The following is a 16022-nucleotide window of genomic DNA, read 5'->3' as shown; positions in this document are numbered from 1 at the left end:
ACAGCCATCGCTTCAAGCGGCGAAGGGGGTGAACCGGCGGGAAGGCGGGTTTTCATCCAATAAACAGGCACTGGCGCAGGCTAGGCTCCGGGATCGTCGCGAACACCTCGCTGCTCGACCCGGAGATGACCGCGATGAGCGTTCCGACGGCCCGAGCCGCAAGATCGGGTCGCCGTGTCGGTCTGCGTCTCTCCAGAAGGATGATCCGATGTTGCTCCGCCCTGCGGCCAGGCCGGCAAACACCACCCGGCGTGAGGACGCCGTGACAGGACAGGGCCAGGCGGAGACCGCAACGATGCTCGGCGAGAGCGGGCGCGCGAGCATCCTGCCGCCGATCCTGCACGCCCTCGTCGCCGTGACCATCGTCGCGGGCGGGTGGTTGATCGCCTCGCGGTGGGACGCATGGACGGGCCGGGCTCGGTTTCAGACGACCGCCGACGCCTATGTCGCAGGCGACGTCACGCCGCTCGCGGCGCAGGTGGCAGGCACGATCAGGCGAACGGCCGTCAACGACAATCAGTGGGTCGAGCCGGGGGATCTGATCGTCGAGATCGACCCGGCGGATTACCTCGCCAAGGCTGCTGCCGCCCGTGGCGACCTGGCGCTCGCCGAGGCCAATCTGGCCGCCATCGGGGACCGCAGGGCCGTCCAGCAGACGATGATCCGGGAAGCCGAAGCCAGGATGTCCGGGGATCGCGCCAATAGCGAGGAGGCCGCTGCGGAAGCGGCCCGCCAGCGAACCTTGTTGAAGGGCAGGCTCGTCGGTACCCAGCAACTCGTCCAGGCGGCGGATGCCGCCGCCGCAAGCGCTGCCGCGGCCGTCGACTTCGATGAGGCCAATCTCGACCAGCAGAAGATCCAGTTGCAGCAGCTCGACATCGTCGAGAAGCAGCTCGTCTCGCAGCGTGACGTCGCGGCGTCCGAGTTGCGTCAGGCGGAGATCGACCTCGGCTATACGCGCATCGTCTCGCCTGTCTCCGGGATGGTCGGAACCCGTCAGGTCCGGCCCGGCCAGTTCGTCGCCGTCGGCAGCCAGGTGATCACCGTGGTGTCGCTGCCGAAGGTCTGGATCGTCGCCAATCTCAAGGAGACACAGATGACGAATGTGCGTCCGGGCGATCCGGCGACCATCACCATCGACGCCTTTCCGGCCCTGAGGCTGACGGGCCGGGTCGACAGCTGGGCGCCGGGAACGGGCAGCGTCTTCGCGCTGCTTGCGCCGGACAATGCCACCGGCAACTTCACCAAGGTCGTCCAGCGGGTGCCGGTGAAGATCGACATCGACGACCATCCCTCGCTCGGCCGGCTGGTGCGGCCGGGCATGTCGGCGGAGGTGACGATCGACACCGGTGGGCAGGTTGCTGCCGCCCCTGGCAGCGAGGCGGCGGCAGGGGCGAAGCCGTGACGGCCCCTTTTGCCGCACGTGCCGGCCGGCCGGCCGGCCGATGGCTCGACGCCAAGCGGCCTTATGTCGGTCTTCTCGGCGTCATGCTGGGCTCGATGATGGCGACGCTCGCGACACGGGTGACGACCTTTGGCGTGGCCGACCTTCGCGGCAGCCTCCATTCCGGCTTCGACGAGGGGGCGTGGATCACCACGGCGTTTGGTGCCGGTCAGCTGCTGTCCGGCATTTCCTGTGCCTATTTCGCCTCGATCGTCGGTGCCAGGCGGCTTCTCATGACCGGCATCGCAGCGTTCTTCGCGACCAGCCTGCTCGCGCCGCTCTCTCCTGACCTCTACGCCTTCTATCTTGCCCAGTTCATCGGCGGGCTCGGGTCGGGAACGTTCATTCCGCTGACGATCATCTTCGTCCTGCGCAACCTTCCGAAGAAATTCCTGATCCTGGGCCTCTGCGTCTACGCGATGAATTCGGAGTTTTCGCAGAATGTCGCAGCCTCCATCGAAGGGTTCTATGTCGAGCGCTTCTCCTGGCACTGGATCTTCTGGCAGTACTGCCTCGCCCTGCCGGTGATGCTCGCCTGCATCGCCTTCGGCATGCCGAAGGACGATCTGCCGGCCGAGCGCCAGCCCGTCGATTGGACAGGCCTCGTCTATGCCTATCTCGGTTTCGGCTGCCTCTACATGGCCCTCGATCAGGGCAACCGCCTCGACTGGACGAACAGCGGGACGGTCAACGGGCTGCTCTTCGTCGGGCTGGCGTCGCTGGGAGGGTTCGTCGCCAACGAGCTCACCAGCCGCAGCCCGGCGATCGAGATCCGCCTGTTGCTGCGCACCCGTCTCGTCCTGTTTCTGGTGATGCTGGCCGGCTTTCGCGTCATCATCCTTTCCACGGCCTACATCATCCCGGCCTATCTCCAGGTCGTGCAGGGCTATCGGGCTCTCGAGATCGGCTCGGTGCTCGTCTGGATCGCATTGCCGCAGTTCGTTCTGGTCCTGCCGCTGGCCTTTCTGCTCGGCCGGATCCATGCGCGCTGGACGCTCGGCTTCGGCACGGCGCTGGTGGCTTTGGCCTGTGCGATGTCGACGGCGCTGACCGGGCAATGGGCAACGGCCGACTTTCTTCCCGGCCAGGTGATCCAAGCGGTCGGGCAATCGCTCGCCTTGACCAGCCTGGTCGTCCTCATCGCGACCTCGATCACTCCCAAGGAGGCGGTGACGGTCGGTGCCTTCATCCAGATGTGCCGGCTGTTCGGCGGCGAGATCGGCATCGCTTTCATGGAGACGTTCCTGCGCGTTCGCGAGCAGGTCCATTCCAATCTCGTCGGCCTGCATGTCCAGTCGCATCAGGACCTGACGGCCGAGCGCCTCGCCGCCTACGAGCATCTTCTCGCGCCGCACATGACCGATCCCGCCGCCATCGCCGGCCAGGCGACAGGCCTCCTGGCGTCGGCGGTCGCGCGGCAGGCGGCGGTGCTGTCCTATATCGATGGGTTCACTGCGGCTGCGATCGTCGGAAGCGGACTGTTCGTTCTCGCCGCGTTCCTGACCACGCCGAGGCCGGCGGTTCCGAAGAGCTGAAAGCGTCCGGGTCAGAAAGGGTTGCAGCGATCGGACCGAGGCAAGGGGTCTGCACCCGGGGCAAATGGAAAGGGGGGCGGGCAGGCTTTCGTCACGACCGGTTCAGACGCGAGCCCCACGAGTGTCGGCCGCAGACCCGCAGGCACCCGCCGGCCGACAATGCGCCCCGCGGGCCGGGTCGGAACATGCTCAGTCCGACCGAGCAGACCTGGGCGTGCAGCCAAGCCCGCGTCGGCCCAGCGGACGTCGACTCCGTCATCCCGGAACATCCATCGGACCCGGCATCAGACGAAATTCGGGATCGGACCGATCTGCGGGGTGGTGTCCTCGCCGAGGTCGAAGACGACCTCGTCGACATAGCACCAGCCCCAGCCTTCCGGAGGATCGTAGCCCTCGATGATCGGATGGTGGGTCGCGTGGAAATGTGCCGTCGCGTGGCGGTTGGGGGAATCGTCGCAGCAGCCGACATGGCCGCATGTCCGGCAGAGGCGCAGATGCACCCACCAGGAGCCGGTCTTCAGACACTCTTCGCAGCCCTTGGACTGCGGTGTCACTTTTCGGATCGTGTCGAGATGGGTGCAGCTCTTCATGGTCGATCGGCCCTCTTGCGTTGGGGATGGGTAAGCCGGCTACTCGCCGACCTTGCCGCGGAACACCCAATAGGCGTGGATCTGATAGGCGAGGACCAGGGGCACGAAGATCAGCGCGCCCACCGCTGCGAAGGCAAGAGTCTGGCTGTCCGAGGCGCCGTTCCAGATGGTGATGTGACGCGGCACGACATAGGGCCAGAGGCTGACGACGAGGCCGAGCGTGCCGAGCAGGAAGAGACCGACCGACAGCTGGAATGGCCGCCCATCATGGGGCCCCCAGAAGCTCCGCCACAGCGCGGCGACGACGAGCGCGGTCAGGACCGGCACGAGGGCGAGGTAGGCGATGTTCGGAAACGAGAACCATCGTGCCGCGACTTCCGGATCGGCGAGGGAGGTGAGGGCGCTGACGACGATCATCATCACCGTGACGAGGATCAACGCGGCCCGCCCGACCTCGCGGCCGAAGACCTGGGTCGAGCCGGTCGTCTTCAGGACCAGCCAGCTTGCACCGAGGAGCATATAGCCGGAAGCGACGCCGATGGCGCTGGCGACCCCGGCGAGGGTGAGAAAGCCGAACGGGCCGCCGGCATACATGCCGTTCTCGATCGGCACGCCGGCGACGAGATTGCCGAGGATGAGCCCCTGGCAAAGCGCGGTGAGCAGGGAGCCCAACGCGAAGACCGTGTCCCAGACCCCCCGAAACCGGCTGGTCTCGGCCCTGAAGCCGAAGGAGATGCCGCGCAGGATCAGTCCGAACAGCATGAAGACGACCGGCAGATAGGCCGCCGGAAGCAGCACGTAGTAGGCCGCCGGGAAGGCGGCGAGAAGCAGGACGCCGCCGAACACGAGCCACGTCTCGTTGCCGTCCCACACCGGATCGATGCTGGCCATCATGGTGTCGCGATCGGATTCGCGCGGCGCCACCAGGAACAGCATTCCGATGCCGAGATCGAACCCGTCGACGACGACGTAGATGACGACGGCGAGCGCGATCACCGCGACCATGATCAGGGCCGCATTGGCTTCGATGAACCCCATGGTCATTCTCCTGGAACAGGCTGCTCGGAGATCGAGCGCTCTCGGGAAAGCAGTGGGCGCACGCCCGTCCGGACGATGCCGGTGGCGGCAAGGCCCTGGCGTGCCCGGTCGCCGGGGCCCCTCAGGACGAGCCGCGTGGCAAACCACATCAGCACCACGAACAGGCAGGCATAGAGGACGACGAAGACGAAGAGGGTGGTGGCGACCGCGCCGGCGGCGACCGGCGAGGCCGCATCCGCCGTGCGCAGCAGGCCATAGACGACGTAGGGCTGGCGTCCTGCCTCGGTGACCGTCCACCCGGCGATGACCGCAATGAAGCCGAGCGGCGCGGTGACCATCGTGCCGACCAGGAACCAGTTCGTCGTATAGAGCCTGCCTCGCCAGCGCAGCACGGCGGCGGTAATGGCGGTGGCGAAAAGGAGGAGCCCGATGCCGATCATGATGCGGAAGGAAAAGAAGACGACAGGCACGTAAGGCCGGTCGGCCGCCGGGACGGCATCGAGCCCCTGCACCGCCCCGTCCCAGGAGTGGGTGAGGTAGAGGCTCGCGAGATGCGGGATCTCGACGGCGAAGCGATTGCTGGCGCTCGCCATGTCCGGCCAGGCGAACAGGACGGAGGGAACGGCGCTGCGCGATTGCCACAGCCCTTCCATGGCCGCGATCTTCATCGGCTGGTGCTGCAGCGTGTTGAGGCCGTGGGCGTCGCCGAGGACCATCTGCAGCGGCGCCAGCAGCAGCGCTGCCCAGAGAGCCATCGAGAAGGCCGTGCGGGCAGCCTCCACATGCTGTCCCCGCCAGAGATGGAAGCCGGAAACGCCGGCGACGACGAAGGAGCAGGTCAGGAAGCTGGCGCAGACCATGTGGGCCAGGCGAAAGGGGAAGGACGGGTTGAAGATGACGTCCCACCAGCTCGTCACGTGGAAGATGCCTTGCGCGTCCTGGATCGCGCCGGCCGGCGTCTGCATCCAGGAATTGGCGGCGAGGATCCAGGTGGCGCTGATCAGCGTGCCGATCGCCACCGTCGCGCAGGCGAAGAAATGCGCCCCCTTGCCGACCCGGTTCTCGCCGAACAGCATGATGCCGATGAAGCCTGCCTCGAGAAAGAACGCTGTCAGCGTCTCGTACATGAAGAGCGGGCCGAGAACGTTCGAGACCGAGCGCGAGAAGCCCGCCCAGTTGGCGCCGATCTCGTAGCTGAGGACGACGCCGGTGATCACCCCCATGCCGAAACCGAGGCCGAAGAGCCGGGCCCAGAAGCGCATCAGGTCACGGTAGACGGGCTTGCCGGTCCACCACCAGAGGCCGCTGAGGCAGGCGACGAAGCAGGCGGTACCGATCGAGAAGGTCGGCCAGATGATGTGGAAGCCGACGGTGAAGGCAAATTGCAGCCGGGAGAGGATTTCGGTGTCCATGACGGGGCCTCAACGGGGCTTGCCGGCAGCATCACCCGGCCCGGTGCTGGGGCTCAGGCGGACCGGAACGGATTTCGAGGAGGGGGTGTGGCTGATCGCATCGTGGGCATAGAGCGGGACGAGCGGATTGACCTCCGGATAGTAGGCGCCACAGCAACCGTCGGGCAGCGCATGGGCGCGGATGGTCAGCCCCCGCACGACCCGCTCGCGACCGTCCAGCGAAGCGGTCGTGACATCGACGACATCGCCGCTGCGATAGCCGCGACGCTCGATCTCCCGCTCGTTCAGGAACAGGACGTCGCGCCGGCCGAAGACGCCGCGATAGCGGTCCGAGGACGAGTAGATCGTCGTGTTGTACTGGTCGTGGCTGCGCATCGTCGTCAGCCGCAGCACGGAAGCATCGGTCTCGTGAACGTCCTCTTCGACACCTTCGAACACGAGGAAGTTCGCCTTGCCCGTGTCGGTGTTCCAGATCCGCTCGCGCGCGCTCGACGCCAAATGGAAGCCGCCGGGGCGCCGGATGCGTTCGTTGTACGCCTGGAAGATCGGGAAGACGGCCTCGATCGCCTCGCGGATCTGGTCGTAGTCCGCGACCATCGCGTCCCAGTCGACCTTCGAGGAAGCGCCGAGCGTCGCCTTGGCGATGCCGGCGACGATCGCCGGCTCGGACAAGAGATGCTCCGAGGCGGGCGGATTGCTGCCGGCCGAAGCATGCACCATCGACATGGAGTCCTCGACGGTGATCGATTGCGGGCCGCTCGCCTGAACGTCGATCTCGCTGCGGGCAAGGCAGGGCAGGATCAGCGCCTCGCGGCCATGGACGAGATGGCTGCGATTGAGCTTCGTCGAGACATGGACGGTCAGATCCAGATTGCGGATCGCGGTGCGCGTCAGATCCCAGTCGGGAATCGCTGCAGCGAAGTTCCCGCCCATGCCGATGAAGACCTTCGACGTGCCGGCGATCATCGCCTGCAGTGCCGTGACGACGTCGTGGCCATGCCGGCGCGGCGGCTCGAAGCCGAAGCGCGCCTCGATCCGATCCAGAAGGTCGGCGGAGGGTTTCTCGGTAATGCCGACCGTGCGGTCGCCCTGAACGTTGGAATGTCCGCGCACCGGGCAGATGCCGGCGCCGGGCCGCCCGACATTGCCGCGCAGGAGCGCCAGATTGGCGATCTGCCGGACGTTCTCGGCGCCCCGCTCGTGCTGGGTGAGGCCCATGCCGTAGACGAGGATGGCGCTCGGCGCTTCCGCGTAGATCTTCGCGACGGTGGTCAGTTCGGCGCGGGTGAGACCCGACTGGCGCTCGATGACGCCCCAGTCGGTCTGCCGGAGATCCTCGATCAGGGCTTCGATGCCGACCGTGTGACCGCGGATGAAATCCCAGTCGAGGACGAGTGGCCCCGCACGCGCGGCCGCCTCGTCGTCGGCCTCGACCATGGCCTTCATCATGCCCTTCAGGGCAGCCGAGTCCCCACCGACGCGGACCTGGTAGATGTGTTCGCTGATCGGCGTCGAGGTGAGGGTTCCCATCTCGACCGGATCCTGCGGCGCCTGGAAACGCTCGAGGGCCCGCTCGCGAAACGGATTGAACGAGATGATGCGGGCCCCGCGCCTCGACGCGGACCGAAGGGTCGACATCATCCGCGGGCTGTTGGTCCCGGGATTCTGGCCGAAGATGAAGATCGCGTCCGTCACGTCGAAGTCTTCGAGAAGGCAGGTTCCCTTGCCGACGCCGATCGAGGCCGGAAGCCCGACGCTCGTCGGCTCGTGGCACATGTTGGAGCAGTCGGGAAAGTTGTTCGTGCCGAATTCGCGGACGAAGATCTGGTAGAGGAAGGCGGCTTCGTTGGAGGTCCGCCCCGAGGTGTAGAATTCGGCGGCGTCCGGCGTCGACAGCCCGTCGAGGTGGCGGGCGATGGTGGCGAAGGCGTCGTCCCAGCCGATCGGCACGTAGCGGTCGCTCGCCGCATCATAGACCATCGGGTGGGTCAGCCGGCCCTGCATTTCCAGTTCGTAGTCGCTCCAGGAGGTGAGGTCCTCGACCGTGTGGGCGGCGAAGAACTGCGGCGTGCAGCGGGCCGCCGTCGCCTCCCAGGCGAGCGCCTTGGCGCCGTTCTCGCAGAATTCGAAGGAGGACGTATGCTTGGGGTCGGGCCATGCACAGCCGGGACAGTCGAAGCCCTCCGGCTGGTTCATCTTCAGGAGCGTCCCGGCGCCCTTGATCGCCGCGCCCTGGAGCGTCAGCGCCGCCGCTGTCGCTTTCAGCGCGTCCCAGCCGCCGGCGGGGTGAGTGTAGAGACGGAAGGATTTGCCAGTCGTCATCGGATGTTCACTTTCCGGCAGAGCTTCGCCGTCGGCGCCGATGATGTCGGCGGCCAGGGAAGAGGGGGGACGTTGCAGGCGGCGGAGGGCCATCCGGCCGGCGCCTGCGGCCGACCGGGCGTCCCGGCGACGGCGGCGGGCGATCAGGGCTCGTTGCTGTGACGCGACGTCTCGAAGAGGAACCACACGCGGCGCTCGGTCTCGTCGATCCAGTTCTCCAGGAGGCTGGCGCCTGCGACGTCGCCGTGTTCGTCACACAGCGTATGGACGGCCCGCATACGGGCGGCGAGCTCCTTGTTGTCCTCGCGGAGCTCGGCGAGCATGTCGAGCGGCGAGACGTAGTCGGCATCGTTGTCGAGGACGCGCTGCAGCCGGCCGGCATGGCCGAGGGAGCGGAGCGTCGTGCCGCCGACCTTGCGGACGCGCTCGGCGATGTCGTCGGTCATCGCGAAGATCTGCGCGCCCTGCTCGTCGAGCATCAGGTGATAGTCGCGGAAATGCGATCCCGAGACATGCCAGTGGAAGTTCTTGGTCTTGAAGTAGAGGGCGAAGACGTCGGCGAGCAGCGTCGTCATCGCCGAGGAAATCTCGGCGATCGCGTCGGTGGAAAAAACCGTGGGCGTTGCCAGGTCGGCCTTACGGCGCAGTTCGAGCGTGTTCATGCGGATCATCCATCTCCTGGAGAGGCGGCGGCGGCCGTCTGCCTTCGCAGCGGCTCGCCGAGGCCCGATTGGCGATGGTCGAAGGATGGCATCCGGACCGTGCGGGTCTTTCGAAAACGCCTCGATCGTTTCAAATTGGCCCGATTCTGCCTGACATCGTCAAATGAACGGGCGGATCCGACAAATTTGTCCATTTGAGCTGCGGTTGGGAGAAAGCATAGGCGAGCCAAACTCATGTATGACTAACATGGTGCGACCAAACACGCTGGAATGACTGCGCCAGAATTTTCAGGGAAGGCGCAGTTGCAATGACGATGTCGGACGTCCTGAACGAGCCCCCGGGGTGGTCGGCGGCCTTCGTTCCCCGCGACGAAGGAGCCGGCGCGGACGAGGAGGTCGAGCCCTTCGCACGGGAAGGGTCGGGACGGGCGGCACGCACGCTCCCGCTCGTCGATCTCGATCTGCTCGTCACGATTATTCCCTCGGCGCAGGGCGACCTCGCGACGCCCGTGCGCATGCAGACCCGCAGCCTCGATCACCTGTCGGAGACGGTCGGTTCCCTCGGGCGGACCACCCGGGCTGCCGGTGCGGAGGAACCGGCGCAGGAGGCGGCAAGCGCTTCGCACCGGGCGGCGACCTGCGACGCCGTCATCGGGCGCCTGGCGCAGGCGCTTGACTGGATCGACGACAATCCTTCGCCGCACGGTGCCGTCGTCGGTGACGCGATCCGGTTGTCGATCGCGGCGCGCATGGCCGCGATCCTGCCGGGCGAGGAGCCTGCCGGCGATCCGGACGCCTCGGTCGGCACCCTGCCGAAATGGCGGCTGCGCCGGGTGCGAGATTTCGTCGAGGCGCATCTGGCGGAAAAGATCACCCTTGCGGATCTGGCGCGCGTCGCCGGCCTCAGCCGCATGCATTTCGCGGCGCAGTTCCGGGCCAGCACCAGGCTCCGGCCCCACGAATATGTGCTGCGCCGGCGCATCTCGCGTGCCCGCAAGCTTTTGAAGGCGCCGGATCGTTCGCTGGCGGATGTCGCCCTTGCCGTCGGGTTCCAGACCCAGGCGCATTTCACCACCGTCTTTCGCGACATCGTCGGCGACACGCCCCATCGCTGGCGAATGGCGAACACGCAACGCTAGAGCATGATCCCGAAACGTGGGAACCGGTTTTCGGAAAAGGTCATGCCGCATGATGAGGATGGAGCGGGATGCCGATCGAAGCTGATCTCATCCCGCTCCGGAGCCGCGCTGCCTTGCCCGAAGGCTTCCGGACAGGGCCGCGGCGCGAACTTCCCCGGACTGAAGCCGCCGCAGGTGCCGCCGGTCGACCACGTCGCAACTGTCCAAGCGCTGCGCACCCCGAACAGGCACGGTGGAGCGCCCCTCGGTCCTGCAGAAGGCGTTCGCGACCTCTGCCGCGGCGGCACGCATATGCGGATCCTGCGCGCCATTTCCCGCGCGGCCGAGACCCAGATCGCCGAAACGGAGACGAGCCCCAGAATGGAGACGGACCGATGAGCTCCTCGACGTTCGAGACGCTGAGCCGGCGCAGTTTCCTCAGGGCAGGGGCTCTCACCGTCGCCTGAAGGCGGCGGCGACCGTAATTCGCCGCCCCGCCGGCGCGTCAGTGGGATGCGGATTCGCGTTCGAGCGCCTCGTGCATGCGGACGAGATCGGCGACCGTGCGGGCGCCCATCTTCTTCATCAGGCTGGCCCGGTGCAGCTTCACGGTGATCTCGCTCAAGCCCAGTTCTGCGGCGGCCTGCTTGTTCATCAGGCCGCCGCAGACGAGCTTCATCACCTGCAATTCGCGCGGCGTCAGCGTCGCATGGCGATCGACGAGCCGTTGGACCACGGCCCGGTCCGCCCGTTGCTGGCGGTCGTTCTCCAGCGCGCGCGTGACGGCATCGAGCATGTCCTGATCGCGAAACGGCTTGGCGAGGAAGTCGACCGCGCCGGCGCGCATGGCCCGAACGGTCATCGGGATGTCGCCGTGGCCGGTGATGAAAACGATCGGGGTGCGGTCGCCCCTGGCCCGGAGCCGGACCTGCAGGTCGAGACCGCTGATCTGTGGCAGCCGGACGTCGAGAACCAGGCAGGAGACCGATGTCGGCACCGGCGCCTCGAGGAGATCCGTCGCAGTCTCGAAGGCGATCGTGCGCAGGCCGATGGACCGGAAGAGGCTGCTCATGGCGCCGCGCACCAGAGGGTCGTCATCGACGATGATGACGGTCGGCTGCTCGCAGGCCGCCGCACTCGCAAGAGACTCACGCCGGACGTTCATGGGCCGGTTCCTCGAATGATGGCGGGTGCGGCAGGCCGGCTGGCCCGATGCCGCAGGTCCTGTACAATCCGTGGCACTTTCACGGACCTACCCTATGATGGAAGCGCATGCCGACACCAGACGGCACCGCCGGGCGCGAACAGAGTTCAGTCGATGCCGCAAGCACAGACAGTCGCAGTCGTCGACGATGACCTGCTCGTCCGCAACGGCATTGGCACGCTGATCCGCTCGGTCGGATACCGGGTGGAGGTCTTTGCGTCCGCCGTGGACTTTCTCGAGGCCAATGTCGGATCCTTCGCCTGCGTCATCTCCGATGTCCAGATGCCGATCATCGACGGTGTGGCGCTCCAGAGTGCCTTGCGAACGAAGGCGCCGGATCTGCCGATCATCTTCCTCACGGCGTTTCCCGACACATCGCTTCGCGAGGCCGTGATGACGGCGGGCGCCGTGTCGTTCCTCGAAAAGCCCTGCGATCCGTCGGACCTGATCGACAGCGTGGAGACGGCCATGCAGGCGCGCTCTCGGTGACGAAGGCTTGCGGCAGGGCTCCGCAACGGCATTCCACTCTCCTTCGGCTCCACGGCACGCTCCAATCGTTCAGGTATCGGTTTGTCCCGGTTCGAGGTCACAGGTCTTGTCGATTAGGATCGTTGTTTGAACGCTGTGCCTCCCCGATCGAAGGCAGCGCGACGGGACGCGGCGAACGCCCGGCGATCGCCGCGGACAAGAAAAGCTGTCTGCGGCAGGGCATCCGAAGGCGATGCGGCTAGTCTCGTCGTCAACGCTCCTTGCAGGCCGGCACCGGGCCACAAGATCCATCCCGAGCTTCTACGCAAGCTGCCGGTGACCCGGACCGTCTCCCAAGCGTCTATCTCGCCGCCGTGATCGACTGCTTCAGCCGCCGGGTGCTGAGCTGGCGGCTGTTCAGCACGATTCAGGCCGATCTTTGCATCGAGGTCGCCGAGCTTTGCATGGAGGCTGTCGAGGAGGCCTTGCGTGGCTCCGGTTTCCGCAATCGCGGGTGAATTTTGCAAAGGTCTGGCGGAGGTTCTATATGAAAGACGTCAAACGCCTGCCGGCCTTCCAGGCTCGCCTGATAAAAAGTGAGCTACCGTGGGTGATGCACAATCTCCAAAGCGCTTCCAGGAGCCTCTTCGGCTCGCAGATTTCATCCGCGCCAACGTCGATTCCATCGTCGCAGAGTGGATAAGGTTTGCGCAAACGCGTGAACCAGCCAGCGAAAACATGACGGACCTGGCCCTGAAGGACCATATCGTGGAGATCCTGGCATTTATCGCCGACGATCTTGAAACGACGCAGACGAAGAAGGAGCAGGTCCAGAAGTCTCGCGGCCTCGGTATCGCAGACGGGGAGTTTACCCGCAGTGCGGCGGAAGTCCATGCAACGCTCCGGTTGTCCGACGGCTTCAACATCGATCAGATGGTCTCGGAATACCGTGCCTTACGGGCAAGCGTCGTGAAGCAGTGGACGGCCACGGGACAAGTCCTCCCTGCAACGGATCTTGAGGACCTGACGCGCTTCAACGAAGCGATCGATCAAGCCATGACGGAGTCGGTTGCCGAGTACACCAAGGTGATCAACCAGTCCCGAGACATGTTTCTCGGTGTGCTTGGACATGACCTGCGAAATCCGATCAGCGCGGTCTTGATGACGGCACGAACGATGTCGAAGCGCGATACGGCGGACAGCAGGCAGAGCATGCTTGCCAGCCAAATCGCGAGAACGATGGAACGTGCGACCTCCATCCTTGACGATCTCCTCGAGCTCACGCGCTCGACGTTCGGCGCGGAGATCCCGCTCGTCAGGACCCCGATGCAAATGGACGAGCTTGGTGCTCAGCTCGTCGAAGAGATGCGGACGTTTTCCAACGGCAGACAGATAGAAATCGATACGCGGGGCGAGATGCAGGGCGAGTGGGACAAGGCGAGAATGGGGCAAGTGTTTTCTAACCTTATCGGGAACGCCCTCCAGTACAGCCCCGATGGCAGCGCAGTAACAGTGACGGTATCCGGTCAGGAAGATCGTGTTCTGATATCCGTTCACAACAGCGGCGATCCCATTCCTCTCGATACACAGAAAACGATCTTCAAGTCCTTGACGCGGGGCTTCGACAGCAGCTCTCAGGGAGCCGGTTCGACAAATCTCGGCCTGGGTCTCTTCATCGCGCACAAGATCGTGACGGCGCATGGTGGGACCCTCGCCGTTGATTCCAGTCGCGACAGGGGGACAACCTTTACCGCGGTCATGCCCAAGTTCTGATCGCGCAACGTCGTCATGCAGCAAAGGAAGGTCAGGAGGGAGTGGTTGTTGCCGGGCACGTCCTGAGCACCCGGATCCATCCCTGGCGCGTCCCGCGGTGTCGCTCGTGCCAGAGCTTGCTCGGCCGCCGTTCGGCGTTCCGGTGGCACGAAGCGTGACGCCGGCCCTGCTACTCGGCCAGGCCCCAGAAGCGCGCGATGTGACGGGTCGAGGAAATGCCGACTTCCAGCATGTACTTGCCTTCTTCGCCAAGGCCTCGGTCGCCCCCTCCCTTGATCGGTGTGCCGTGGCCCATTCCCTCGATGATGTATTCTTCGATCACAGCCCGCCCGCCTCCTTCGCACCAGATCCGCCGGGGAAAGCCGTCGACCTGCTCCACCCGCGTCGGCGGTCCTTCGACCCCGTGTAACTTCTGCCACTGCCGAACGATGGAATCGGCGTTGGAACTGGCGACGGTTGTGTCGCGGCCGCCGTGCCAGACCGAGATCGTTGGCCAGCGGCCAGTGAATTTCGAAGCCCCCCGCACGAGCGCATTGAGCTTGTGGTCCGAGACCACGCCATATCCCTTCATGCGAAAGATCGCCTGCATCAATGTGCCTGCGGTGCCGTAGGGCAGACCGGCGATGATCGCACCCCCTGCAAACACCTCCGGATACGTCGCCAGCATCACCGATGTCATGGCGCCGCCCGAGGACAGCCCGGTGATGAAGACGCGCGACGGGTCGACGGCGTGATCATCAATGACCTGCCCGATCATCTGGCGGATGGAAAGCGGCTCTCCGGCACCGCGGCGGCTGTCGCCCGGCTTGAACCAGTTGAAGCCGCCAACGACGTTGTTGGCTCGTTTCTGACCGGGAAACAGAAGCGCCACCCCGCATTCGTCGGCAAGCGTTGACCAGCCAGATCCGAGATTGTAACTCTCTGCCGACTGGCTACTGCCATGCATCACGACGACGAGCGGACCGCTCTTCCGGAAGCTCTCGGGGATGTAGGTGTTCGCGCGGAGCGATCCGGGGTCGGTTCCGAATCTCTTCAGAATGGTCAGGCGGTCGTGGCTGTCCGATGATGCCGGCATGCGAACTCCTAGTTCGTTACCGCGACAATGACATGGGCTGGACAACTGTTCCCAGCGGAGCCCTTCGCCCGAAAGCTTCGGCTGTCGGTTGGCGCCACCACATGGGGAACTGGACGGCGGCGGCGGCCGGCACGGGCGACCGACAAAGCGGCTCCGCGCCGGCTGGTTCGGGTTGTCTCGTCTGAACGAACGACACTCCAGACGCCTTCGCGAGCAGCCTGGCGGATTGGCGGTCAGCCAGACGCGACGGAAACTTCGACCCTCATGCCGATCAGCGCATCCGGTCGCCCGACGAAGCTTCCGGCCACGGGAACCGCTTGACGGATGTCTCGTGCGACAGCCACAGGAATGAGGTTCTTCGACCCCACGCTGCGATTGGTCGGGTCGAAGGTGATCCAGCCCGCCCCGGGAATGAAGACCTCCACCCAGGCATGGGTGGACCCTGGGCCTGCAGATCCGACCAGCTCGTTGTCGGGGTCGAACAGATACCCCGAGACCAATCGCGCTCCGAACCCGAGGATCCTTGTGGCGTCTGCGAGCAAGACCGCAAGATCGCGGCACGACCCCCTTCTCCGTGTCAGGGTTTCCGATGGAGACTGCGTGCCTTCATCCTCGCGAGCCTCGTACGAAATTTGGGAAGAGACACCCTCACTGATGTTTTTCAGAAGGGTCAGTGTGTCAGTCGGCCGCTGAAACACGAACCCCTCGACCCATCGAAGGAGATGGCCGTCGCGGTCGAGGGATTGCGGCTGCGTCAGTGCGCCGAGATCCGTCCAGTCGTCATTGGAATAGGAGAACGGATAGTAGATCGCGCTCGCGCAAATCGGAAACACCGGCCAGAGGGGCGCGCATAGTTCCAGCTGAGATCGACTTTCGATCGTCAAGCGATCAGTCTGGGAGCGAAACGCGGCGGTCGCAATCGCATTGCCCGACACGTCCTGCGACCATGCGATCTCGGCCTCCGGCGTGAGGTCGATCTCGTGGGAAATGAGCCTGAGGTCGCGGGTTTCGCGCGGGCGCAGCATCAGCCGATGCGGGCTGAGTGAGACGGGACAGCGATAGGTATAGATTGTCCTGTGGAACGTGGTCAGACGTTGCAAGATGCATCTCCATGTGAGGTGCGACAGGGATAACCGTCTTCCCATACCAAGTGGCGAGGCGCCATCCGCAACGATCTCGGCGGCGGCTTGAACGACGTGTTCGAGGCGCTTTTCGCCGGGCAGACCGCACTCGGCCGCGTCGGCGAGCCCGACGACGTCGGTCGGATGATCGCGAGCCTCCTCTTGGACGACACGCCTGGGTAGAAAGCCCAGACCATCGAGGTCTCCGGCGGCTGCGTCATCTGATCCACCCATACAACCCCATCAGGCCCGATCTGCCC

General features: G+C 65.4%; 13 protein-coding genes and 2 pseudogenes. 7 read left to right on the top strand and 8 right to left on the bottom strand.

Features of this window, described 5'->3' with window-relative positions; translation table 11 throughout:
• Positions 1–208: 208 nt before the first annotated feature.
• The gene (locus tag ATO4_RS21675; RefSeq protein WP_210191119.1) at positions 209–1405 is read left to right on the top strand and encodes an HlyD family secretion protein; all 1197 of its coding nucleotides are present in this window, start codon (positions 209–211) and stop codon (positions 1403–1405) included.
• Positions 1402–2979 (top strand): MFS transporter, encoded by a 1578-nt coding sequence (locus ATO4_RS21670; protein ID WP_245308879.1) that lies wholly within the window; start codon positions 1402–1404, stop codon positions 2977–2979. Before ATO4_RS21675 ends, ATO4_RS21670 begins: the two co-directional genes overlap by 4 nt.
• A gap of 284 nt (positions 2980–3263) precedes the next feature.
• On the opposite strand, the gene ATO4_RS21665 is transcribed toward ATO4_RS21670, so the two are convergent.
• The 5 genes from ATO4_RS21665 to ATO4_RS21645 form a co-directional block, all read right to left on the bottom strand.
• Positions 3264–3569: a UBP-type zinc finger domain-containing protein gene (locus tag ATO4_RS21665; RefSeq protein WP_083593857.1), complete on the bottom strand. Its 306-nt coding sequence runs from the start codon at positions 3567–3569 to the stop codon at positions 3264–3266.
• 39 nt (positions 3570–3608) lie between these two features.
• Complete coding sequence (gene cydB / locus ATO4_RS21660) at positions 3609–4607, bottom strand: cytochrome d ubiquinol oxidase subunit II (protein ID WP_245308878.1); 999 nt, start codon at positions 4605–4607, stop codon at positions 3609–3611.
• Positions 4608–4609: 2 nt separating this feature from the next.
• Positions 4610–6019, bottom strand: coding sequence for a cytochrome ubiquinol oxidase subunit I (locus ATO4_RS21655; protein WP_083593855.1), 1410 nt, complete (start codon positions 6017–6019; stop codon positions 4610–4612).
• 9 nt (positions 6020–6028) lie between these two features.
• On the bottom strand, positions 6029–8341 hold the full coding sequence (locus ATO4_RS21650) for an FdhF/YdeP family oxidoreductase (RefSeq protein ID WP_083593878.1): 2313 nt from the start codon (positions 8339–8341) through the stop codon (positions 6029–6031).
• 143 nt (positions 8342–8484) lie between these two features.
• Positions 8485–9003 (bottom strand): DNA starvation/stationary phase protection protein, encoded by a 519-nt coding sequence (locus ATO4_RS21645; protein ID WP_139802612.1) that lies wholly within the window; start codon positions 9001–9003, stop codon positions 8485–8487.
• Positions 9004–9311: 308 nt separating this feature from the next.
• Between ATO4_RS21645 and ATO4_RS21640 the strand changes: the two genes are divergently transcribed.
• Positions 9312–10142, top strand: a complete 831-nt coding sequence (locus ATO4_RS21640) for a helix-turn-helix domain-containing protein (RefSeq protein WP_083593853.1) — start codon at positions 9312–9314, stop codon at positions 10140–10142.
• Positions 10143–10626: 484 nt separating this feature from the next.
• Here the strand turns inward: ATO4_RS21640 and ATO4_RS21635 are convergent, their stop codons facing one another.
• On the bottom strand, positions 10627–11286 hold the full coding sequence (locus ATO4_RS21635; protein ID WP_083593852.1) for a response regulator: 660 nt from the start codon (positions 11284–11286) through the stop codon (positions 10627–10629).
• Between the two features lie 15 nt (positions 11287–11301).
• Between ATO4_RS21635 and ATO4_RS21630 the strand changes: the two genes are divergently transcribed.
• The 3 genes and pseudogenes from ATO4_RS21630 to ATO4_RS21620 all read left to right on the top strand — a co-directional run bounded on the left by ATO4_RS21630 (position 11302) and on the right by ATO4_RS21620 (position 13566).
• Positions 11302–11814: a response regulator gene (locus tag ATO4_RS21630; protein ID WP_083593851.1), complete on the top strand. Its 513-nt coding sequence runs from the start codon at positions 11302–11304 to the stop codon at positions 11812–11814.
• Between the two features lie 267 nt (positions 11815–12081).
• Positions 12082–12281 (top strand): annotated as a pseudogene (locus ATO4_RS21625) (hypothetical protein); the annotation flags it as partial.
• 118 nt (positions 12282–12399) lie between these two features.
• Entirely contained in the window at positions 12400–13566 is a 1167-nt protein-coding gene (locus ATO4_RS21620; protein ID WP_083593850.1) for a sensor histidine kinase, read from the top strand.
• 169 nt (positions 13567–13735) lie between these two features.
• Here the strand turns inward: ATO4_RS21620 and ATO4_RS21615 are convergent, their stop codons facing one another.
• Together ATO4_RS21615 and ATO4_RS21610 are read right to left on the bottom strand one after the other, a co-directional pair.
• Positions 13736–14641: a PHB depolymerase family esterase gene (locus tag ATO4_RS21615; RefSeq protein WP_083593849.1), complete on the bottom strand. Its 906-nt coding sequence runs from the start codon at positions 14639–14641 to the stop codon at positions 13736–13738.
• Between the two features lie 233 nt (positions 14642–14874).
• Complete coding sequence (locus tag ATO4_RS21610; RefSeq protein WP_280940518.1) at positions 14875–15741, bottom strand: transglutaminase family protein; 867 nt, start codon at positions 15739–15741, stop codon at positions 14875–14877.
• Between the two features lie 57 nt (positions 15742–15798).
• Between ATO4_RS21610 and ATO4_RS28535 the strand changes: the two are divergent.
• Positions 15799–15945 (top strand): annotated as a pseudogene (locus tag ATO4_RS28535) (3-oxoacyl-ACP reductase); the annotation flags it as partial.
• Between the last annotated feature and the right edge of the window lie 77 nt (positions 15946–16022).

Origin of the sequence: Aurantimonas sp. 22II-16-19i (genome assembly GCF_002088275.1) — a bacterium.
GTDB lineage: Bacteria > Pseudomonadota > Alphaproteobacteria > Rhizobiales > Rhizobiaceae > Jiella.
This window is presented reverse-complemented; position numbering and strand designations above follow the sequence as displayed.

Excerpts from the sequence above, each read along its gene's own strand:
- ATO4_RS21675 (WP_210191119.1), top strand. The coding sequence starts at position 209 with ATGTTGCTCCGCCCTGCGGCCAGGCCGGCAAACACCACCCGGCGTGAG.
- ATO4_RS21665 (WP_083593857.1), bottom strand. The coding sequence starts at position 3,569 with ATGAAGAGCTGCACCCATCTCGACACGATCCGAAAAGTGACACCGCAG.
- cydB (WP_245308878.1), bottom strand. The coding sequence starts at position 4,607 with ATGGGGTTCATCGAAGCCAATGCGGCCCTGATCATGGTCGCGGTGATC.
- ATO4_RS21655 (WP_083593855.1), bottom strand. The coding sequence starts at position 6,019 with ATGGACACCGAAATCCTCTCCCGGCTGCAATTTGCCTTCACCGTCGGC.
- ATO4_RS21650 (WP_083593878.1), bottom strand. The coding sequence starts at position 8,341 with ATGACGACTGGCAAATCCTTCCGTCTCTACACTCACCCCGCCGGCGGC.
- ATO4_RS21645 (WP_139802612.1), bottom strand. The coding sequence starts at position 9,003 with ATGAACACGCTCGAACTGCGCCGTAAGGCCGACCTGGCAACGCCCACG.
- ATO4_RS21640 (WP_083593853.1), top strand. The coding sequence starts at position 9,312 with ATGACGATGTCGGACGTCCTGAACGAGCCCCCGGGGTGGTCGGCGGCC.
- ATO4_RS21635 (WP_083593852.1), bottom strand. The coding sequence starts at position 11,286 with ATGAACGTCCGGCGTGAGTCTCTTGCGAGTGCGGCGGCCTGCGAGCAG.
- ATO4_RS21630 (WP_083593851.1), top strand. The coding sequence starts at position 11,302 with ATGATGGCGGGTGCGGCAGGCCGGCTGGCCCGATGCCGCAGGTCCTGT.
- ATO4_RS21615 (WP_083593849.1), bottom strand. The coding sequence starts at position 14,641 with ATGCCGGCATCATCGGACAGCCACGACCGCCTGACCATTCTGAAGAGA.